This is a genomic window from Gordonia jinhuaensis (genome assembly GCF_014639795.1).
GTDB lineage: Bacteria > Actinomycetota > Actinomycetes > Mycobacteriales > Mycobacteriaceae > Gordonia_B > Gordonia_B jinhuaensis.
The window spans coordinates 1-21,285 of sequence record NZ_BMGC01000008.1 but is presented as its reverse complement, the minus strand read 5'-3'; the positions used below and the strand labels follow the sequence as shown (position 1 = coordinate 21,285).

The 21,285-nt window shown below is 67.8% G+C and carries 14 protein-coding genes and 1 pseudogene; 10 read left to right on the top strand and 5 right to left on the bottom strand.

The genetic code is table 11. The features are described 5' to 3' along the window. Positions 1–353 precede the first annotated feature (353 nt). From IEW22_RS07595 to IEW22_RS07585, 3 genes are read left to right on the top strand one after another with little or no spacing between them, the layout of a single operon-like run. The gene (locus IEW22_RS07595) at positions 354–1,211 is read left to right on the top strand and encodes an ABC transporter ATP-binding protein (protein WP_188586014.1); all 858 of its coding nucleotides are present in this window, start codon (positions 354–356) and stop codon (positions 1,209–1,211) included. A 31-nt stretch (positions 1,212–1,242) separates the two neighbouring features. After that, entirely contained in the window at positions 1,243–3,783 is a 2,541-nt protein-coding gene (locus IEW22_RS07590; RefSeq protein ID WP_188586117.1) for an ABC transporter permease, read from the top strand. Positions 3,784–3,828: 45 nt separating this feature from the next. Then, positions 3,829–4,656, top strand: a complete 828-nt coding sequence (locus tag IEW22_RS07585) for a hypothetical protein (protein WP_188586013.1) — start codon at positions 3,829–3,831, stop codon at positions 4,654–4,656. On the opposite strand, the gene IEW22_RS07580 is transcribed toward IEW22_RS07585, so the two are convergent. Further along, the gene (locus IEW22_RS07580; protein ID WP_229742287.1) at positions 4,592–5,458 is read right to left on the bottom strand and encodes a class I SAM-dependent methyltransferase; all 867 of its coding nucleotides are present in this window, start codon (positions 5,456–5,458) and stop codon (positions 4,592–4,594) included. The two genes, IEW22_RS07585 and IEW22_RS07580, sit on opposite strands and share 65 nt — an antisense overlap. 56 nt (positions 5,459–5,514) lie before the next feature. Here IEW22_RS07580 and IEW22_RS07575 point away from each other — a divergent pair, with 56 nt between their 5' ends. Beyond that, positions 5,515–6,657 carry a glycosyltransferase family 4 protein gene (locus IEW22_RS07575; protein WP_229742286.1) on the top strand — a complete coding sequence of 381 codons (1,143 nt, stop codon included), beginning with the start codon at positions 5,515–5,517 and terminating at the stop codon, positions 6,655–6,657. Here IEW22_RS07575 and IEW22_RS07570 read toward each other — a convergent pair. Next, positions 6,636–8,393, bottom strand: a complete 1,758-nt coding sequence (locus IEW22_RS07570; protein ID WP_188586012.1) for a hypothetical protein — start codon at positions 8,391–8,393, stop codon at positions 6,636–6,638. The two genes, IEW22_RS07575 and IEW22_RS07570, sit on opposite strands and share 22 nt — an antisense overlap. A gap of 87 nt (positions 8,394–8,480) precedes the next feature. On the opposite strand from IEW22_RS07570, the gene IEW22_RS07565 reads away from it, so the two are divergent. Together IEW22_RS07565 and IEW22_RS07560 are read left to right on the top strand one after the other, a co-directional pair. After that, positions 8,481–9,698, top strand: a complete 1,218-nt coding sequence (locus tag IEW22_RS07565; RefSeq protein WP_188586011.1) for a lipopolysaccharide biosynthesis protein — start codon at positions 8,481–8,483, stop codon at positions 9,696–9,698. After that, the gene (locus IEW22_RS07560) at positions 9,695–10,669 is read left to right on the top strand and encodes an LLM class F420-dependent oxidoreductase (protein WP_188586010.1); all 975 of its coding nucleotides are present in this window, start codon (positions 9,695–9,697) and stop codon (positions 10,667–10,669) included. Before IEW22_RS07565 ends, IEW22_RS07560 begins: the two co-directional genes overlap by 4 nt. A 42-nt stretch (positions 10,670–10,711) precedes the next feature. Here the strand turns inward: IEW22_RS07560 and IEW22_RS07555 are convergent, their stop codons facing one another. Next, positions 10,712–12,217, bottom strand: a complete 1,506-nt coding sequence (locus IEW22_RS07555; RefSeq protein WP_188586009.1) for a DUF3068 domain-containing protein — start codon at positions 12,215–12,217, stop codon at positions 10,712–10,714. Between the two features lie 65 nt (positions 12,218–12,282). Between IEW22_RS07555 and IEW22_RS07550 the strand changes: the two are divergent. Then, positions 12,283–13,323 (top strand): annotated as a pseudogene (locus tag IEW22_RS07550) (acyltransferase family protein); the annotation flags it as partial. Between the two features lie 62 nt (positions 13,324–13,385). Here the strand turns inward: IEW22_RS07550 and IEW22_RS07545 are convergent. Then, on the bottom strand, positions 13,386–17,651 hold the full coding sequence (locus IEW22_RS07545) for an alpha-(1->3)-arabinofuranosyltransferase (protein ID WP_229742285.1): 4,266 nt from the start codon (positions 17,649–17,651) through the stop codon (positions 13,386–13,388). Positions 17,652–17,707: 56 nt separating this feature from the next. After that, entirely contained in the window at positions 17,708–17,908 is a 201-nt protein-coding gene (locus tag IEW22_RS07540; protein WP_188586007.1) for a DUF2613 domain-containing protein, read from the bottom strand. A 55-nt stretch (positions 17,909–17,963) separates the two neighbouring features. Here IEW22_RS07540 and IEW22_RS07535 point away from each other — a divergent pair, with 55 nt between their 5' ends. From IEW22_RS07535 to IEW22_RS07525, 3 genes are all read left to right on the top strand, one after another. After that, complete coding sequence (locus IEW22_RS07535) at positions 17,964–19,265, top strand: glycoside hydrolase family 3 N-terminal domain-containing protein (RefSeq protein ID WP_229742284.1); 1,302 nt, start codon at positions 17,964–17,966, stop codon at positions 19,263–19,265. Positions 19,266–19,366: 101 nt separating this feature from the next. Next, a complete protein-coding gene (locus IEW22_RS07530; RefSeq protein ID WP_188586006.1) occupies positions 19,367–20,017 on the top strand; it encodes a TetR/AcrR family transcriptional regulator in 651 nt (216 codons plus the stop codon). A 258-nt stretch (positions 20,018–20,275) separates the two neighbouring features. Beyond that, complete coding sequence (locus IEW22_RS07525; protein ID WP_188586005.1) at positions 20,276–21,211, top strand: DUF222 domain-containing protein; 936 nt, start codon at positions 20,276–20,278, stop codon at positions 21,209–21,211. The last annotated feature ends 74 nt before the right edge of the window (positions 21,212–21,285 follow it).

The window sequence follows — 21,285 nt, the reverse complement described above, 5'->3', positions numbered from 1 at the left end:
GGAACTGGTTGCGTCTGTGACCGCGCAACCAGTTCCCACAGCGGCAACCAGTTCCCACAGCGGCAACCAGTTCCCGCAGCCGCAACCAGTTCCCACAGAGCTTCTCGCCGCGACCTTCTTCACCACGTTGCCGCCCGCCCTCCGGACGTGGGCTGATGCGGGCAGCCGCGCAGCCAGGCAAGATCAAGTGCGGCGGCGGTAGTCAGGTCGTCATGCGAGCCGTCGGGCTCGTCATGGCGACGCGGCGAGCGGGCCCGGCAAGATCATGGGGGAAGTCAGGGAGAACCCCGATGGCTGCCACCTCGAGGATCGACGACGATTCTCGGGTGACCACTGCGAAGGAGAGGGATCCGATGACCCCCACCGATGGCGACCAGACACCGGCGGAGAGCGCCGAGTCGGAGTCCGCTCACCCCGACCAGCGCCCGGGCGGCCCGGCTGCCCGGGCCCAGCATCTGTCGAAGATCTACGGCGCCGGTGACACCGAGGTGCGTGCACTCGACGATGTGAGTGTCGATTTCGGGCAGGGGAGATTCACCGCGATTATGGGGCCCTCGGGTTCGGGCAAGTCCACGCTCATGCACTGCCTGGCAGGTCTGGACACCGCGACATCGGGTTCGGTGACCATCGGCGACGTGGAACTCACCACCCTGGGCGACAAGCAGATGACGCGCCTGCGCCGCGACCGTATCGGATTCGTCTTCCAGTCGTTCAACCTCGTACCGACCCTCACCGCACGCGAGAACATCACGCTGCCGCTCGACATCGCCGGCCGCGAGGTGGACACGCAGTGGTTCGACATGGTCGTCGACCGGCTGGGTCTGCGCGACCGGCTCGATCACCGCCCCAACGAACTCTCCGGCGGCCAGCAACAGCGCGTGGCATGTGCGCGCGCGTTGATCGGGCGACCCGACATCATCTTCGGCGACGAGCCGACCGGCAACCTCGACTCGCGGTCATCGGGTGAGGTGCTGTCGATCCTGCGTGCCGCCGTCGACGAGTTCGGGCAGACGGTGGTGATCGTGACGCACGACCCGCGAGCAGCCGGCTATGCCGATCGAGTGGTGTTCCTGGCCGACGGTCACGTGGTCAACGACATCACCGACCCCGACGCCGACGAGATCTTCGAGTACATGAAGCAACTCGACCGTGCACCGGCAGAATCAACGGCGACCACCGCTGCGACTCACGGTCGTCACGAGGGGGCCTGAGATGGCATCCGCGGCCACCGGTCGCGCGGCGATGTTCAAGGTCTCACTGAGAAACCTTGCCGCACACAAACTCCGGCTCGCCCTCACGGTTCTCTCGGTACTCCTCGGCACGTCGTTCGTCGCCGGGTCGATGGTGTTCACGGGCACCATCTCCAATGCCTTCTCGTCGATCTTCGACAACGTCGCACTCGGCACCGCGGTGCAGATCTCGCCGGAGAAGGGGCAGTCGGCAGGTGTACCCGACTCGGTGCTCGACGAGGTGACCGCGCGCCGCAGCGAACTCGGCGCCGATCGCATCGTGGCGGACTACCGGGGCACGGTCACCCTGGCCAAGGCCAACGGCAAGGCGTTGTCGACCGGCGGCGCACCGAGTATCGGCAGCGCCTTCCTCCCGCCCGACCAGCGGCTGTCGGACACCGACAGTGCTCTGAAGCCCGGCGGGCGGGCCCCCACAGGTGACACCGAGATCGCGCTGAACGCCGCCGCAGCCGACAAGGCCGGGCTGCATGTGGGGTCGCGGACCAAGGTCGTGACCGGTGCGGGCAGTAGTATGCCGATCCCGGTGACGGTGGTCGGCATCCTCGACGTGCCCGGCGACACAGGCGGATTCGTCAACGTCCAGTTCGACCAGTCCTTCGCCAAGGACATGTTCACCGACGGCAGCCATTCCTCCTACATCGCGATGTCGGCTGTACGAGGGGTGAGCGACGACCAGCTCAAACAGCGTGTGGAGCAACTCGTCGGCAACGGATACAAGGTCCAGACGGGCGATGAGATCCGGCAGGAGGAGAAGGACCGGATCAACCAGTTCCTCTCGGTGTTCAACTACATCCTTCTCGCTTTCGCCGCAATCGGTTTGGTGGTCGGCACCTTCATCATCTACAACACCTTCTCGATGATCGTCGCCCAGCGGGTGCGCGAACTCGCACTGCTGCGCGCCATCGGAGCCTCCCGCGGTCAGGTCACCCGCTCGGTGCTCTTCGAGGCATTCGTGGTCGGACTCCTCGGCGGCGTCCTCGGCCTGGGGATCGGCATCGGAATCGCGGCGATCCTGCGCGCGGTGACTTCGGGAAGTGGTCTGCCCCATGCGAGTCTGGCGATCAGCGCCACCGCGGTGATCGCCACGATCCTCGTCGGTGTGATCGTGACGATGCTCAGCGCGTGGGCGCCGGCTCGTCGAGCGTCATCCATCTCGCCGGTGGAGGCCATGCGCGAATCGATGACCGACGGCGCGTCGTCGCTGCGCGGGCGCACGATCGTGGGAACAGTGCTCGGGATCATCGGGATCGCGCTGATCGTCATCGGGGCATTCGGCGAGGGTACCGGTCCGGCGATCACCGTCGGCGCCGGCGCGGTCGCGGTGATCGTGGCGGTGGTGCTGGTGGCGCCGGCACTGTCGCGACCGATCGTGGGTGCGATGGGAACGGTCCTGGGCAAGCCGTTCGGCAAACTCGGATTGCTCGCGCGGACCAATGCCGTGCGCAATCCGCGACGAACGGCGGCAACGGCTTTCGCGCTGACGCTGGGGCTGATGCTGGTGGCCATGATCGGCACCATCGGCACCAGTTTCAAACACACCGTCGACACGACGGTCGACGCGGGAATCAAAGCCGATCTGATCCTGTCCAGCTCCAACCAGGGCACCGTTCCGGCCAGTGTGCGCCCGACCGTGTCGCGGGTCGACGGGGTGAGTCAGGCGGTCGGTTTCGGCGGCATCAGCGCGACTGTCGACGGAGCATCGGTGGTCGGCACGTCTCCGTCGGGGCCGATCGGATCGGTGCTGTCCGTCGACAAGGTGGGCGGCGGGAAATTCGGTCCGCAGGAACAGGTTCCAGCCGACGGACTGTGGGTGTCGAAGTCGAAGTCGGGCGATCGCGGCTGGGCGGTGGGTGACACGGTCACCTTCACCGGGCCGTCCGGGACCACGGTTCCGGTGAGGGTCGAGGGCGTCTACGACAACAACCAGCTGCTCGGCAACTGGTTGATGGGCAGCGGCGCATATGAGCGGCTTATGCCGGAGGTGTTACGTAGCGACCAGGTGATCCTCGTCAAAATCGCTCCAGGGCAAAGCCTTTCGGTGGTGAAGAAGCGACTCGAGGATGCCACGGGGGATTTCCTCACGGTGTCGGTTCAAGACCGCGCGGAGTTCAAGGGGCAGGTGTCCTCCCAGATCGACCAGATGCTCAGCGTGCTCTACGCGATGCTCGGCCTGGCTCTGGTGATCGCGGTACTCGGCATCGTCAACACACTGGCACTGTCGGTGATCGAGCGCACCCGCGAGATCGGCATGTTGCGGGCCATCGGCATGTCGCGGGCACAGGTGCGGCGGATGATCTATCTGGAGTCGGTTCTGATCGCGATCTTCGGAGCTGTGCTCGGCGTGCTCATGGGGTGCTGTTTCGGTGCCGCGCTGGTGTCGACGCTGAAGAAGTGGGGTATCGGCGACCCGGTGCTGCCGTGGTCGCTGATCATCACGACGCTCATCGGCGCGGCCGTGGTCGGTGTGCTCGCCGCGCTGTGGCCGGCGAGCCGGGCGGCACATATCCGTCCCCTGGAGGCGATCGCCGAGTGAACGTCGCCCGGTTCGCCAGGTTCGGCGTGTAGGTTCACAGGCACCATGCACGACGAACCGCGTAGATCCGGCCGCCGCGACGACAACGGTCGGCCCGACGACCACAGCCGCCAGCCGGACGATCGCCGGCCCGATGATCGCTGGTCAGACGATCCGGAAGCGACGCGTCCGTATGAGGTGCCCCCGGACTATGAGGGCAGATACAGCCAGGGGTACGGGCAGGAGGGTGCGCCGCAGACCCGCCCCTATGGCCCCGACCAGGGCGGCTACTACTCAGACCAGCCACCCGACTATGGCAACGGCGACTACCGCAACGGCGACTACCGGAACGGGGGCCCGGCCGACTACGGCGACTACCGGAACGACGACTACCGCAACGGGAACGACGACAACGGCAACGGCCGCAGCGGACACGGTCGGACGATCGCGCTGTTGGTCCTGCTGGTGGTCCTCGTGGCGGTGATCGGTCTGCTGTTCGGCTTCTATGTCACGCGCGACAAGAAGTCGTCGTCGCCGACGACCCCCGCGGTCACGCCCACCACCAGCGCCGTGACCACCACCCGTGCCCTGCCGACCACCGAGACGTCGGCGACCCCCACACCCACCACGACGGCTCCGGCTCCCGTGGCCGGCGAGGTGGTCTACGCCCTCACCGGCGACGGCAGCGTGCTGGGTCTGACGTATCCCACGTCCTCGGGGACCAAGGTGATCCCCGAGGTGACCCGCGCGCCGTGGCAGGCCACCGAGTCCGGTGTGGACAATCCGACTCTGCGCGGCGTGGTGGTCCGCGGCAGTGTCACCTGCACCATCACTCGCGACGGGAACGTGGTCCATCGCACCACCAGCGGCATCGGCCCGCTGAACTGTGCCTGACCGGGGGCTCAGCCGCGACGAACACCAGCATCAGATTGCTCCCCAGCACCTCGCGCAGCAGCGGGATACGCATGATCGGCCACAGCCGGGCGGGCAGATAGCGGGGCAGCGCGGCGACCAGACGTCCGGCGCCGGCGGCCTCTGCTCGCCGGGCCCACCGCAACCCGTCGGTGGCCGTCAGTGCGAACAATGAGGTCCCGTACAGATTCTTGGGCGGATGACCGTGCCGGCGGGTGTACCACCGGGCGGCACGCGCACCGCCGAGATAGTGGGTCAGTCCCATCTCGTGGCCGCCGAATGGGCCGTACCAGAGCGTGTAGCTGTAGACCACCAGTCCGCCGGGACGGGTGACGCGCAGCATCTCCTCGCCCATCCGCCACGGCGCCGCGATGTGTTCGGCGACATTCGACGAGAAGCAGATGTCCACGCTGTCGGTCGCGAACGGCAGTGCCGTTCCCGACCCGCGCACCGACGATCGCTGCGGTAGCCCGGCGGCATGCATCTCCGACGGGTCGGGTTCCACCGAGTAGTAGTGGGCCCCACGGCGTGCGAATTCGTCGGCGAAGTAGCCCGGGCCGCCGCCCACGTCGAGGACGATCGTCCCCTCGAGATCCCCACCGTTGAGGTCCCGATCACAGACATCCCCGTACAGATCGGCGAGGAGGTCGGCGGTGTCGCGGGCCAGTGCGGTGTAGAAGCGCGCCGGATCGGGCTGTTCGTAGCGGAACTCCGCGAGCAGATGCGCGGCCCGCCGCCACGTTGCGCGGCGGCGCAGGCGCGCGAGCGGATCGGCTTCGGTCACCGGCACGACTGTAATGTGGTGGTCCGACGGGTCGGGAGACGGGAGTGGATGCGCAGGTGCCTGATCTGCCACATGAGGTGTTGCTGCTGTGCTGGCGCGACACCGGACATCCGCAGGGCGGCGGCTCGGAGCGATACCTCGAACGTCTGGGCGCCGAGCTGGCGCGACGCGGCGTGCGGGTGACGCTGCGCACCGCCGCGCATCCGGGTGCACCGCGCACGGAGTTCCGCGACGGCATGCGTATCTCGCGCGGCGGCGGACGCCTGGGTGTCTATCCGGCGGCTCTGATCGCGATCGCGGCCGCACGCTTCGGAGTGGGACCCCTGGCCGGTACACATCCCGATGTGATCGTCGACAGCCACAACGGTGTGCCGTTCTTCGCCACGGCGATCGCCCCGCACACGACGGTGATTCTCGTGCACCACACCCACCGCGAACAGTGGCCGGTGGCCGGGCGGCTGCTCGGCCGGCTGGGCTGGTTCATCGAGTCGAGACTCTCACCGTGGGTGCATCGCCGACGGCCCTACGTCACGGTGTCGCAACCCTCCGCCGACGAGCTCGTGGCGCTCGGCGTCGACCGCGAGCGGATAACGGTCGTGCGCTCGGGTGCCGACCCGGTGCCCGAGGTGGCCGGTGTGCACGGATCGTCTCCACGCCTGGTGGTCTTGTCGAGATTGGTGCCGCATAAGCAGATCGAGGATGCCCTCACCGTGACCGCCCGTCTGCGTGGCGAATTCGGCGGTCTGACGCTCGATGTGATCGGCGGCGGCTGGTGGGGGAGTGAACTGCGCAGTCGTGCAGATGAACTCGGTGTCTCCGACATCGTCCGCTTCCACGGTCACGTCGACGACCTGCGTAAGCATGAGCTGCTTGCCGGCGCCGATGTCCATCTGATGCCCTCACGTAAGGAAGGGTTCGGACTTGCGGTGATCGAGTCGGCCCAGCACGGGGTGCCGACCGTCGGCTACCGGTCGTCGAAGGGGTTGTGTGCGTCGATCGCCGATGGAAACACAGGCATGCTTGTCGACGGTGTCGACGAGATGGTCTCCGCGACAAGGAAACTCATCGAGAATACGTCCTTGCGTGCGGCGATGGGAGAGCGGGCACGTACTGCCGCCGAGGAACTCTCGTGGGAGGCGTCGACCGATGCCTGGATCGAGGTGTTCAGGAACCTGGGTCAGGCGCCCGAGGCATCCTGATCGTCTCGACCGCCACGTGAACGCGCGAGGCTGCGCGATACCGCCCCTGTCGCGGCGCCGATCACGCCGGCGAGGAAGACGAGAAGCCACAGGATGTGGGCGCACCAGGCCAGGATTCGGGCGCTGGTCGACGCGGAGACGATCTGCGGATCGGGAATCCGGTACACCGACAGGCCCTCGCCGGAGTACACCCGCTGCGCACCGCGCACGCCCGACGGTCGGCCGTCCTCGGTGACCACCCAGCCCACACCCAGGCGTGCCAGTTCGGCAGAGGTGGTGCCGCGCTTGATCTTCAAGGCGACGTAGGTGGCGCGCGAATCGCTGCTGTCGACGGTCGTGTCGCCGATCTGCAACTCGCCGCTCTCGAGCACCACCGCCCGCAGCATCCGCGGCAACGGGTCGAGCGACACCCGGTCGTGGGCGAAGGGATAGCTCCGGTTGGTACCCGGTGGACGCAGCGCCACATCGCCCTGCCCGGCCGGGATCACTGACGCCACGGCAGCGAAGTCGGGCGGATAGTGCACCGGTCGCAACGTCCCCCCGACCCCCCACGCCAGATCGGGCAGCGGTGCGATCACCAGGATGGCGGCGACGGCCGCCGCGAACGATGTCGGGACCACCCGTCCCAGCCACACCACCGCACCGCTGCCGCAGATCGCGTAACCCGGCAGCGCCAGACCCAGCCACTTCTGCGCATCTCGCAGCAGTCCGGCGCCGGGCACCTCGGTCACCACCACACGCAATGCCGCCTGACCGGGGGTGGTGGCGGCGATGACGACCACTGCCGCCACGATCACCGCGAGTCCCACCGCGACGATGGCGAAGCTGGTGTGGCGTCGCCGCCACACCGCGGGGACCCCGGCGATCACGACGGCGAGCAGACAGCAGGTGGCCACCAGGGCCCACCCGATCTGTCGGCTGGCCGGCACGGCGTCGGCGTTCCAGATGCCGCCGAGACCGAATACCGATCCGACGGTGCCCAGTAGCCGTTCGGCACGCGCGGAGAAGACCGCGACCCCGGCCGGGTCGGAGGTCACCGGGGCGTTGCCGACGACTCCGCTGATCAACCAGGGTGCCGCGCTGAGCACCCACAGCACGAGGATGCCGCCCACGCGCCGCCAGTGCGCGCTCGACGACAGTGTGCGGGTGTTGGCGATCAGGGCTCCGGCCACCACCAGCGCCATGATCAAGGCCATCACTGAACCGGTGGGTGTCAGACCCGCCACGCACAGCCACGCCGCCAGAGCGGGCCAGCTGGTGCTGAGGTGGGTGGGGGTGCGCGAGACACCGATGATCGCCGTGGCGATCCACGGCAGCGCGGCGACCCCGAGCAGCAGACTCCAATGACCCTGGAGCAGGCGTTCGGCCACGTAGGGGTTCCACATCGCGACGATCGTGGCGACGGCGGCGCCCGCGGCCCCGCCGACCGGGAGCACGATGGCAGCCAGTCGCCCGCAGCCCACCCCGAGCAGCACCAGAGCCGCGAGCAGCAGAAGCCGCACCACCACGCCGCCGTCGATCACGTGTGAGGCCAGCGCGACGAACCAGTCCTGCGGCACCGCACGTGGCGGGAGATCGCCGATTCCCAGCGCGGTGTCGGTGACGAACGAGCGCGGCGTGGAGACCGCATCGCCCCACAGGAAGTAGCCCGAACCCAGCAACGGACCCATGATCACCACCGCTGCGATGATCGCGGTGATGGTCACCGTGACGGTGATGCGCCGGTGCGTGCTCATCGCCTCAGAGGGTATCCCGGGCCTGCGGTGGGTATCCGGCGCTGCGGTCCCGATGGTGCCGTGCGGGCTGGATGGAACACTGGTGCCATGGCGGTTGCGACATCGATGCGCAGGCCCACGGCGCGCGCCGTCGGGTCGGTTGCGGTCGCGACAGTGGTCGCCAACGTCTGCTCCTACCTCGTTCATCTGCCCGCCGGTCGCTGGCTCGCACCGTCGGGATACGGCGAGTTCGCGGTGTTGTTGCAGGTCATCCTGTTGTTGAGTGTCCCGGCGGTGGCGGTGCAGTCGGTGATCGCGCGAGAGGTGGTGCGCGGTCGCGACCTGGCAGCGGTGCTGCGCGCCGCCATGTGGACAACGCTCGGGGTCGCCGCGGTGAGTGCCTGCGCGGTGCCGATCGTGGCGGCGGTCTGCGCCACCGACCCGGTGGCCACCGCAGCCGCCTTCGCCTGCGCCCCGCTGCTGGTGGTGATCTCGGTCGTCCAGGGTGTCTACCAGGGCAGGCAGCAGTTCACGCAGCTGGCGTGGATGATTGCCGGTGTCGCACTGGCGCGTACGGTCCCCGCTGTCGTGGGGCTTGCGGCGACCCGCAGCGCCACCGGCGCATTCGTCGGATTCGCCCTCGGGACCCTCGTCGCAGCGCTGCTGACCTGTGCGGCACTGCTGCGCGACGATCCTCATCTGCGCCGATCCGGTCGCGAGACGACATCGCTCACGGCGACGTCGCCGCGTGTAGTGCTGGCGGCGTCGCAGGTGCAGTTGGTGCTCGTGGCGCTCACATCGGTCGATCTGCTGGTGTCGCGCCCGCTTCTCGGCGAGCATGAGGCCGGGCTGTACGCGCTGGGCACCATCGCGGCCAAGATCGCGTTCTGGTTGCCGCAGGCGGTGGGTGTGGTGTTCTTCCCCCGGCTGGCAGTGGCGGATCGGTCCCGTGACGGACTGCGTGTCGCGCTGGGAGTGGTCGGAGTGATCGGGCTGGTGGTGGTCGGCGCGTCGGTGGTCGGAGCACCACTGGTGGATCTGCTGTTCGGCGACCAGTACCGGCCGATCACCGGCTGGTTGTGGTTGTTCGCGCTGGCCGGTGCCGCGCAAGCGCTGGTCCAGGTGGTCGCGCTCGCGGCGATCGCGACCGACCGGACGTGGGTGGGGCTGATCGTCTGGGCTGCGGTGGCTGTCGAGATCGTGCTCGCCGTGTGGGCCGCGGAGTCGGCGGTGTCGCTGGCGGTGATCTCCGCCGGTGTCTCGGCGGCGACGGCGGTGGTCGCGGCGGTCGCTGTGACCCGATCTGCGGCTACCGTGGAGGTATGAGCATCCGTCTGGGTTACCAGATCCCGAGCTTCAGCTATCCCGGTGGTGTCGGCGACATCTTCCCGACCGTCGTCGCACAGGCGCAGGAGGCCGAGCGGTCCGGATTCGACACGGTCTTCGTGATGGACCACTTCTATCAGCTGCCCAACATCGGCTCGCCCGACGAGCCGATGCTCGAGGCGTACACGACGCTGGGGGCACTCGCCGCGGCGACATCGAAGATCAAGCTCTCGACGCTGGTGACCGGCAACACCTATCGCAATCCGGCGATGCTCGCCAAGGTGGTGACCACCTTGGACGTGATCAGCGGCGGCCGTGCGGTCCTCGGGATCGGGGCGGGCTGGTATGAACTCGAACACCGCCAGATGGGCTACGAATTCGGCACGTTCACCGAGCGTTTCGAACGACTGACCGAGGCGCTCGACATCATCGAGCCGATGCTGCGCGGCAGCCATCCCGAGCATGAGGGCAAGTGGTATTCGGCCGTCGGCACGCTCAACGAACCCCGCATCCGCGATGATCTGCCGATCATGCTCGGCGGCGGTGGCGAGAAGAAGACCTTCGGGTTGGCCGCCCGCTATGCTTCGCACCTCAACATCATCTGTGGCGCAAGCGAATTGCCCACCAAGCTGGAGGCTGTGCAGGCCCGCTGCGACGAGGTCGGGCGCGACCGGGAGTCACTGGAGACCAGCTTCCTGGCGTTCGTGATGACCGATCCCGATGCCGACGCCGCCCGGTCGATGCAACTCGACTACGCCGCGTCGCTGGGGTTGGACCTTTCCTCCGACGACCCGCGTGCAGCGGTGCTGCGCGACCGGATGTTCGTCGGTACTCCCGACGATGTGGCGCAACAGATCCGGGACCGCGTGCTGGACACCGGCGTCGACGGGATCATCATCAACATGGTGCGCAACGGGTACGTCCCCGGCATGGTCGGCCTCGCCGGAGAAGCGATCGCCAAGGTTCTCTAGAGCGAAGGTTCCCTAGAGCGAAGGTCCCCTGGCCCCCTGCGCTCAGTTCTCGTGGCGTCCGTGCGGGTTGCCGCTGCCCTCGTCGCCGGTCCACTCGTCACCTTGCTGGGTGTCGCCGTATCCGTGTTTGGGGTACCCCTGCTCCCCATACCCCTCTTCGGGCAGGGTCACCCGCGGCAGCTGGGCGGTCACCTCATTCGACGGCAGCGGCTGGACATGTGAGGCATGGTCGGGGGAGTAGGTGAATTCGCCGTACCCGTGTTCGCCGTACCCGTGTTCGCCGTATCCCTGGTCGCGATAGGCGGGGTCGGCGTATTCGCCCTCATACACCGGGTGGTGGTCGGCATCGTCCGCGTCGTGATCGCTCTCGCCGGAACTGTAGTGCTCGAGGTCGGTCCCGGTGGTGGGTTCGGCCTTGTTCTGGCGGTAGATGACGAATGCGGCGGCGATGAGGAACAGGCCACCGAGCACACCGAACACGATCGGCATCCACAGACCCCACAGCTTCACCGGTCGGGCCAGTCGGGCTGCCTCGTCGGCCATGATCTTCTGGGTGTCGCCGGTGTACTCGAAGTTCGCGTCGATGTTGGTGATCCGGAAGTCCAGCAACTCCTTCGGGGAGTCGTCACTGAACCCGGAGAACCGGAAGTACTGGTCGGTGTCGAGCTTCTCGTCGATGATCACGCCGGTGGTCGGATCGACGTAGAGGTCGCGTTTGGCCGTGTAGAACAGCGTCGCCGGCAGGGTCATCGTCGGATCGATGTCCGGGAAGGTGCCGTACCACGATGCGGGCTTGTTGATCGTGGTGCCCGCCAGCGGCTGCCCGTTGGCATCGGTCAGCTTCGACAGATCGGTTTCGGGGATGTCCTGGGTGAAGTGGTAGGTGTTTCGCCCGGCGACCTTCTTCTCGTCGACGTACTTGGCGGGGAACGCTTGTCGTGTGGTCTGGTCGAAGTAGCTGTAGGTCTTCTTGTCGACGTCGTAGGGGAAGCGGTACTGCAGCCCCGTGCGGTTCCTGATGGCGACGGTGTTCCTCGAGGAGTCGATCTGCAGCTCCGAGGTGCCCCCACCCGACGAGCTGGCCTGACTCGACGACCGGTCGATGGTCACGCGGTCGATGGTGGCGCTGAGCACTGCGGCCAGACACGACCCGTCCTCGCCGGTGCCGGTCGGCGTCGTGATCTCGTCGCCGTCCTTGATGCGGTCGATGTTGACCGACGTACCCACCTGCAGCGTCACCTTCTGTGAGCTCGCCGGCTCGACGGCCACGATGCGCTGCTGCTGGGTGAGCGCAGCCTCATTGACCGCGAACTTCTTCTGTTTCAGGGAGCACTGGTTGAACACGGTCGCGGGCAACTGGTCGCTGCCGCCGGCATCCTGTGCACGCTGGGCCCTCGAGACGGTGGTGGAGTCGAGATCCATCGGGGTCTTCTCGAGGTTGTCGACGAAGTAGAGCGGCAGCGCGATCGAGGCGACCACGAGCAGGACACCGAAGAAGATCAGTACCGGTCCCACCAGGTCTTTGACCGACAACCGGCCATTTCGCATCCGTGTGCTCCTTCGTCTGGGCGCTGGATGCGAGACTAACAGTCGTACTGATTACCCTGTCGCCCATGAGCGACGTGGTGCCCGTGACGCTCTCACCCGCAGGGCGGATGAGCGCCTATGTGGTCTCCCTCGACGGGCTGCGCGCGGTGGCCGCGCTCGGCGTGCTCACCACTCACGTGGCCTTCCAGACCGGCGGCCTCGGACCGCACTGGCTACATCAGGTGTGGGGGCGCCTGGACCTGGCCGTCGCGGTCTTCTTCGCACTCTCGGGCTTCTTGCTGTGGCGCCCGCACGCCGGCGCCGCACGTCAGGAGCGGTCGTCGCCGCCGGTCAGGCGCTATCTGGCGCATCGGTTCGTGCGGATCTGGCCGGCATATGCCATCGCCGTGGTGGTGGTGCTGCTCGTGTTGCCGGACAATCATCTGGCTGATGCCACGGTGTGGCTGGCCAATCTCACGCTGACGCAGATCTACGTCCCGCTCACGCTCACCGCGGGGCTGACCCAGATGTGGAGTCTGGCGGTGGAGGCGTCGTTCTACCTGCTCCTGCCGGTGCTGGCGTGGGCGATGCGCGGGTTCAGCGGCCGCCGCGCCCGTCTGCGCATCCCCGTGCTGGCGGCTCTGGGACTGGTGGCACTGGGCTGGGCTCCGCTGACCACCCTGTTCACCCTCCGGCCGGGGATCACGGCCACCAACTGGCTGCCCGGCTACCTGCCGTGGTTCATCGCCGGGCTGATCCTGGCGGAGATGGCCGCCGACGAGGTGGGCCGGACCACCGATCGTCCGACCAGACGGGTGCGTCGGTTGTCCTCACATGCTCTGCCGATGGCGGTGGTCGCCGTCGTCGCCTATGTGCTCGCATGTACGCCGCTGGCCGGCCCGACCGGTCTGGGGGAGGTGTCGACCGGTGCGTTCATCGGTAAGACCGTGCTGGGTGCGGTGCTGGCCTATGCGCTGATGGCCCCGCTGGTGCTCGCCGACGGGCGCCACCGGTTTCTCGACTCCGCACCGATGCAGGCGCTCGGTCGCTGGTCGTATGGGATCTTCATCTGGCATGTCGCGATCCTCGCTGCGGTGTTCGAGCTGTTCTCGATCGCACCCTTTCGCGGGCAGATGCCGCTGGTGTGGGTCCTCACCGCGGTGTTGTCGGCCGGGGTCGCGGCGGTCAGCTATTCGATGGTCGAGGAACCGTTGCGCCGCGCACTGCGAGCACGGGAACGTGAGCGCGCGGAACGAGAGCGTCGGGAGAAGGAGCCTGGCCAGTCGGGCGACCGCGCATCCGTCGCGATCACCGCGCGCCAGCCGAGCGTCAGCAAGGCGACCAGCGCGGGTAGCTGAGTCCACCACGAGAATCCGGCGTAGCCGTGCGACGAGTGCCACGGCGCATGCGCCAGCAGCAGCGCTGAGAGTGTCATCTCCGCACCGGTCAGCACGACGGCCGCGGCAGTCGACCGTGTGCGCCACACGACGGCCGCGACGATCACCGCGACCACCAGGCCGACCCAGCCGCACAGCAGCCAGCTCGCCGCCAGCACGCCGACGCCCCCCACTATCGGCGCGTGGATCAACTGCGCGGGCTCGGACTCGCAGCGCCGGCCGCGGGGGCCGAAGGCGGTCACCACGAGCAGCAGCGCACAGGCGATCAGCCCCAGCAGGATCGACCAGCGGTAGGGCGTGTCGAGAGGGTAGGTGAGTGTGACGGTCCCCGAGGCGCCGGCGGGCACGATCCAGCCCTGTTGCCAGCCGTTGACGGTGATCGGGCGCAGCGTCGAACGATCCAGCCGCGCATGCCACCCGGTGTTGGTGCTCTCCGGCACGATCAGCACACGGTCGCGGGATGCGGCGGTGACGTCGACGCTGCGGGTGTCCGACGACCACTGTGTGGGCGCAACCGGCTGTAGTCGCGCCGGTGTATCGGTCCTCGGTGTGCCTGCGGCTGGGCCCGGTGTGTCCAGACTCAGCGAGTCGACGGTGAACGCGGCGGTCGGATCAAGGGTCAGATCGGCCTCACCTGCGGGCAATGTCAGCGGCGGCTGGTCGGGGCAGACGCTCGCCCGAACGGGTTGCCCCGACCTCAATCGCGCCGCGGTGGTCTGCACCGACAGGTTCACCCGCTCATGGCCGACGTGGAGGGTCGGGCCGAGTCCGCAGGCGAGGGTGACGGTGCGATCGGTGTTCGAGGCGGGTGCCACCGGCGAGCCGTGATCGAGCGGGGTGACCTCGGCGATACCCGCCGGGGCCTGCGCGGCGAATCCGAGGCTGTTGACGTCGAGGAGTTCGGCGGTCTTCAGCACCGTGACCCGCAGGTGGTCAGTGGTCGCGGGGTCAAGTGTGATCACGCCGTCGCGCCCGACACTGCGCACCTGACGTCCGGAGCCCAGATCGACGGCCACCTCCGTAGGGGCGGCCGGGTAGCCACCGACCGGTGGGGTCAGGCGGAGCCCGTCGATCCGGCGAGCGGCGGGCAGGCTGATCTCGATCGTCGGCTCGTCGTGGGTGTTCTGGCCGTCGGGTGCCGGTGCGATCCAGGTGGTGCGGTCGTCGCCGTCGACGGCGGCCTGTGCGTTCGCGCGCGGGTCGAGCACCGACGCCGGTCCCACCGCCCGTAGCGCCGACGCATCGTAGGTCAGCGCGTCGAGTGCCGAACCCGGCATCGGATCGAGCAGGACTGTCGGTGTCACGGTGGTGGTCTGCGGTACCGACACCACCCGGCCGAAGGTGCCGGGCTGCTCGGGTGACAACGACAGCGCCGCACTGCATCGGACCGCGCGCTGGTCGGGTACGCACGCGCTGCGGGGTCCCAGTTCCTGCCCGAGATACCAGCTCGACACCTGTTGTCCAGCAGTGGTTTCCGGCAACACCACTTGATGGGCGATGTCGAGGTCCGCGCCGGTGCGGCTGTTGCGCAACGACAGCTGCGAGAGCGCGAACTGATTGCCCGCGGTGCCGTCGGCTGTTCCGATGGCGCGCACCGAGATCCATCTGGTCGGGGCAGACGGGGCGGCCACGCTCGTGGCAACCCCCGGCGTGAGTCCCTGTGCGACAGTCGTTCCCGCCTCGGTGGACACCAGCACGGAGGTGACGTCGGGGCCCAGTGCCTGCGCCGGGGTGAGGGTGAGCACCAGATTCGACTGCGGCGTGGTGAAGTCCACGCGCATCCACTGTCCGACCGCCGAGTCGAGTCCGCTCGACACCCACGACGTGTCGGGGTCGCCGTCGAAGGCTGCGGCGGCGGAGTTGGCGGGGGAGGTCTGTCCGGGCTGGGTGGCATCGGATGCCGAACCCGAGGTCTGCACCGAGACCTCGCCCGCGCGGCCGTCGAGTGTCCAGCGACCCTGCGTGAGCGGCTGCCCGTCCACGGGGTAGTCGGGGGCGGCGTTGAGTGTGCGCCGCCGATCGTCTGGTGAACGGATCGCCGAGCTGTGGTCATCGACGCGACCGAAGTCGGTTTCGCGATCGGCCGGCGTGTCGGTGAGGATGCGTGAACCGGTCGCGCTCGCGGGGGCCACCCCCGCGCGCCTGGCGTCGGCAGACAGCAGCGCCGGGCCGAACGGCTGTGGTGCACTGGTCTTCTCGAGTCCGGCGAGCGCCTCCGGGCCGCCGTCCACACGCGGCATCGCGTCGAGATCGGCCAGTGCCGGGCCGGTGCCGTCGAAGGTGTCGGTGGTTCGCACCTCGTAGACGGTGACCGCGCGCATCGGTGGTCGCAGGCCATCGTCGCCGATCACACCGCGGATGGCGGTCGGTCCCACCTCGGGACCGAAAGTCGCTACCGGAACCAGACCGGGTGAGTCGGCGATCGCGTGGCGGGCGAGTATCGGGCGCGCTGACCGCGACCGTTGCGGGTCGAGGTCGGCGCGTAACACCACGTAGCGGATTCCCTGCTGCGCCAACGTGTTCGCCAGACCGTCCGACGGTCGTCCGGCGGCGATGTCGCGCTGTACCGAATCCAGTGCGCGGATGGCGCCGGGCGGCACGAGGGGGATCGCGTCCCGGACGGCCCACGGGGTGGAGGCGAGTGCCTGCAGCGGTTCGTCGCGGGTGAGACCCCACAGCTGGTCGGCGAACGGCGAGCCGGGCACCACCAGCGCACGTGCGGGGGTGGTGGGATTCCCGCGGTGGTGATCGAGCCAGCGAGCGGTCTGCTTCCAGTAGTCGGGAATCGACGTGTAGGTACCCGCGGGGGCGAGATTCGCCGTCCACACCAGTGAGCTCGCGGCCACCACCGCGACCAGCAGTCCGATCGTGGCAGCCACCGGCGCGGAGCGTTCGGGGTGGGCGAAAGCCGCTGCGGCGGTGCGGATGCGCACTCGTGGCGGCAGCGGTGCCCGGGCGATGAGGTGGGCGATGCCCAGCACCACCGGGATGCGGATCAGCGGTTCGAACTTGTGCACGTTGCGCAGACTCGCGCCGGATCCGTCGAGGAAGGTGCGCACCGTCTCCGAGATCGGCGACGACAGCTCGCCGGCGAAGCCGACGCAGATCGCCACGGTGCCGACGAACAGGATCACCACCAGCGGGGCGCGCCAGGGCATCCGGCGCATCGCCAGACCGGCGAGCCCGGCCGCGGCCACCACTCCCGTCGCGAGGACCGCGGCCGGCATGGTCACCAGTGCCGAACCCGCGATGCGTTCGGGCGAGACGAACGGGGTCCAGGAGCTGGTGCCGCGCAGCACCTCGGGCAACGACACCCACTCGGTGGTGGCTCTCGACGACTCGATGAAGTCGAGGAACGGCGGGCTCACGCGCGACAGGATGGCCAGCGGCACGATCCACCAGATGCAGGCGAGCGCACCCGCCAGCGCCCACCAGCCGCTGAACACCAGCCACCGGCGGGTGCCGGGGCCGCGTCGGATCGGCAGATGCGCCAGCCACCAGATGATCGCGGGGAGCACTGCGACCACGGTGGCCACGGCGTTCACCGCCCCCATCAGTGCGACCGCACAGCCTGAGGCGAAGGCCAGCCAGCGCAGGCCGTGGCGCGGCCGACTGTGGTCGAGCGCGATCACCACCGGGGTGAGGACCCACGGCGCGAGCATCATCGGCAGGGTCTCCGACGATATCGACCCGAGGGTGGTGAGCACGCGGGGACTGATCACGAATGCCAGTCCGGCGATCAGTCGCGAGCCGGGCGACCCGATGTGCAGCGCCTCGCAGAGCCGCACGATGCCGACGAAGCCGATGGTGACCAGCAGGGCCCACCAGATGCGCTGGGTGATCCACGCCGGCATGGCGATGACCTCGCCGAGTGCGAAGAAGGCGCCGTGTGGGAAGAAGTAGCCGTAGGCCTGGTTCTGTACCTGACCCAGTGGTGCCTGCGAGGACCACAGGTGTGAGGCGCGGCCCAGGAAACCGATCGGATCGGCGGTGAGGTCGAGTTTGGTGTCGGCGGCGATGCGGCCGGGTGACTGCAGGAGCGAGACGACCAGCGCCACGAACCCCACCACCGCGATGCCCCGGCGGGACAGGAACGAGGGGGAACTCGCCTGGGTCAGTTGTTGACCTCGGCGTCGCCGCGGGAGCCGTAGTCCACTGAACCCTCGACGAAGCCGTTGCTCGCGCTGAACCGGTTGAGGCTGGTGGAGGGGGTCGTATCGGTGGTCAGCCAGCTGGTGAGGAAAACCGCGCAGATCGCGACGATGAGACCCGCGATCGCGGCCACCGATCCGGCGATAAGGCGGTTTTGCGACATGGCAAGCAAACTACACCACCGGTGCGGCCGGGCCGTCGCATGTCAGACTGCATGTATGGCTTCATCACACCTGTGGGGCGTCCTGCACAACTCGGGGGAGACGGCCACGGAGTCCGAACTCCGCAATTCGACCAGGTCAGCGCGCTTTCGCAGACTTGCCGGCTTTCCTGTCCTGTCCACGATGGTGTCGGTGGTCGCGGTCGCCCTCGCGGTGAGCTCCTGTTCGTCGGGTTCGGACACGGCCACGGCGACGTCGTCGTCGGAGAAGATCGTCACCTCGGCGACGCGGTCGTCACCGGCCTCGCCGGTGGCGGGCTCCTCGGGATTGCCGTCGCAGGTGGCGCCCGGGGTGTGCGAACCGGTGCGACTGAAGAACATGACGCTGCGCGACAAGCTGGCGCAGATGCTCATGGTGGGGGTGACCGGTTCCGAGGACGCCGCGTCGGTGCTGCAGAACAGTCACGTCGGCGGCGTGTTCGTGGGTAGTTGGACCGACAAGTCGATGCTCACCAGTGGAGACATGAAGCGGATCGCCGCAGCCTCTCCCACGCCGCCGATGGTCTCGGTGGATCAGGAGGGTGGCCGGGTGTCGAGGCTCGCCTCGATCGGCATCGACTTCCCTTCGGCGCGCGAGCTGGCAGCGACCCGAACCACCGGGCAGGTGCGCGCGATCGCGCGTGATGCGGCGGTGAAGATGCGTGAGCTGGGGATCACCGTCGATTTCGCTCCCGACGTGGATGTGAGCGACGAGCCCGACGATGCGGTGATCGGCGACCGGTCGTTCAGCAACGACCCGCAGGTGGTGGCTCGTTACGGTGCCGCGTTCGCCGACGGCCTGCGCGACGGCGGGATCCTGCCGGTGTTCAAGCACTTCCCCGGTCACGGCCACGGGTCGGGCGATTCGCACCTGGGCACGGTGACCACACCGCCGCTGTCGCAGCTGATGACCAGCGATCTCGTGCCGTATCGCAGCGTGCTGACCCAGCCGAGTGGTGTGCTGGTCGGACACCTGATCGTGCCGGGTCTCACCGAGCCGCAGACGCCGGCGAGTCTGAGTCCGGCGGCCATGTCGCTCTTGCGCAACGGCACCGGGTACGGGGGCAATCCGTTCACCGGGCCGATCTTCACCGACGATTTGTCGAGCATGGCGGCCATCAGCGCGCGCTACAGCGTGGAGGAGGCGGTGACCAAGGCGTTGACCGCGGGTGCCGACATCGCACTCTGGATCACCACAGATCAGGTGCCCGCCGTGCTCAACGCTCTGCAGGGGGCCGTGCGGTCGGGTCGCCTGACGATGGAGAAGGTCAACGCGTCGGTGACCCGCATTCTCACCGCGAAGGGCCTCGGCCGCTGCTGAACTGACCTTACTGACAAGTAAGGTCAGTTATGATGATCCACAACGCCGCGCCTCGTCAGTGGTGGTGAGAATCTGTTCGGCGGAAGGACGGTGACGGGTCGATGGCCGGTGGGACCAAGCGGTTGCCTCGCGCGGTTCGTGAGCAGCAGATGCTCGATGCGGCGGTGAAAGTCTTCTCGGCCAATGGTTTTCGCGACACTTCGATGGATGCGATCGCCGCCGAGGCGCAGATCTCCAAGCCGATGCTGTACCTGTACTACGGGTCCAAGGATGAGCTCTTCGCCGCCTGTCTCAACCGTGAGAGCACGCGCTTCATCGAGGCGATGAGTGTGGGTTTCGATCCGCACCTCAAACAACGTGACCAGGCGCGGACGGTCATCTACGCCCTGCTTGCTTACGTCGATTCCAATCGCGAGTCGTGGCGTGTGCTCTATCGCGTGGCGATGGGGCAGGCGAGTTTCGCACATCTGGTGTCGTTGAGCCGCTCGCAGTTGATCGAAATGGTGGCTGAACTGCTCCGGCGCGGCACCACCGACCCGACGGCCACCGACACCGATTTCGAGTTGATGGCCGTGGCACTCGTCGGCGCCGGTGAGGCTGTGGCCGACAGGGTCTCCGAGGGCGATATCGACCTCGACGAGGCGGCTGACCTCATGGTCGCGATGGGCTGGCACGGCTTGGCCGGTGGGAAACACCATGAGGAGCATGCGGAGCCTGAATCATCTGAATCAGAGGCCCGTTCCGTCGGCTGAATTGTCGCGCATGGTCGCGTGAAGGTTCCCTCTGTCATTCACGTGAATGATCTTTGGGCAGGGTCCGGTTTGTGGTTGTTTTCCCTTGTCGGGGTGGGTTTTTCTCGGTAGACTCGAACATGTATTCGATAGATGGTTCGAGTTCTACTCATCCACCGGGAGGGGGTTCCGATGTCTCTGGTTGAACAGTTTGTTGAGGCAGGNGTTGTTCGGGCGCGGCGTGCTGGTGCGTTGATGGAGTGGCACCGGTTGCGGGCGATGGCCGAGGTTTTCGAACGGCTGGTCGCGCCGTATGTCGGGGAAGACCGCCGTGTCTACGACGCCCATACCCGTGCGGCGAATGAGATCGCGATGATGGTGGGTCGTAGTCAAGCCGGTGTGGAGACCGAGTTGATGGACGCCGCGCACCTGTTCGCGGGCCTTCCGCAGGTGGCGCACTGCCTGCATGACGGGGTGATCACCGGCGGACACATCCGGACGGTCATCGCGCGCACCGCACTGGTCGGCGGACAGGACTACGCACCCCTGGTCGACCAGGAACTCGCTGACGCGTTGCGGCGGCAGGGCAGCTGGTCGTTGCAACGCCTGCGGGATGTGTGTGACCGGATTGTGTTCCGCCACGACCCTGCCGCCGTCCGGGAACGCCGTAAAGCTTCCGTCGAGGACCGTAGAGTCTGGGCCGAGAACGCCGGTGACGGCATGGCGGTGCTGCATGCGTCGATGACCGCCGAAAACGTGCGCATCGCTACAGCCCGCATCGACGCCCTCGCGAACAGTGTGTGCGAGTCCGATCCGCGACGTGACGGGGCCCGCCGCTCCGATGCAGTGTTCGCCCTGCTGTCCGGGGACGTGTTCGAGTGCCAGTGCGACCGTGGTGACCAGTGTGACGCCACGGTTCCCGCGCCGGCGATGGTGCAGGCGGCTGAGGCGCAAGTGATCATTCATGTGATCACCGAAGCCGCGACACTCGACGAACCCGAGCCGGAGCCGGAGGCTGCGGAAGCGGCGGCGGTTGAGGCGGATTTGGAAACCGCTGCCTCGGCTGCCACGGTGCCGACTGCGACCGAGGTGGATGACGCCGAGCCCACACTGTTCGAGGGTTCCGATACCGGCAGTGTCTCGGAGGACTCCGAGCCCGCTGATCCTGTTGCCGCTGAGCCTGACTCGAGCTTGTCAAGATTTTTGTGTAAGTAGTTGTGCTCGTGTGGGTTAGAGGTAGGGGTTGATTCGGTCGGGGTAGGCTAGGGCGAGTTGAGCGAGGGCTTGTT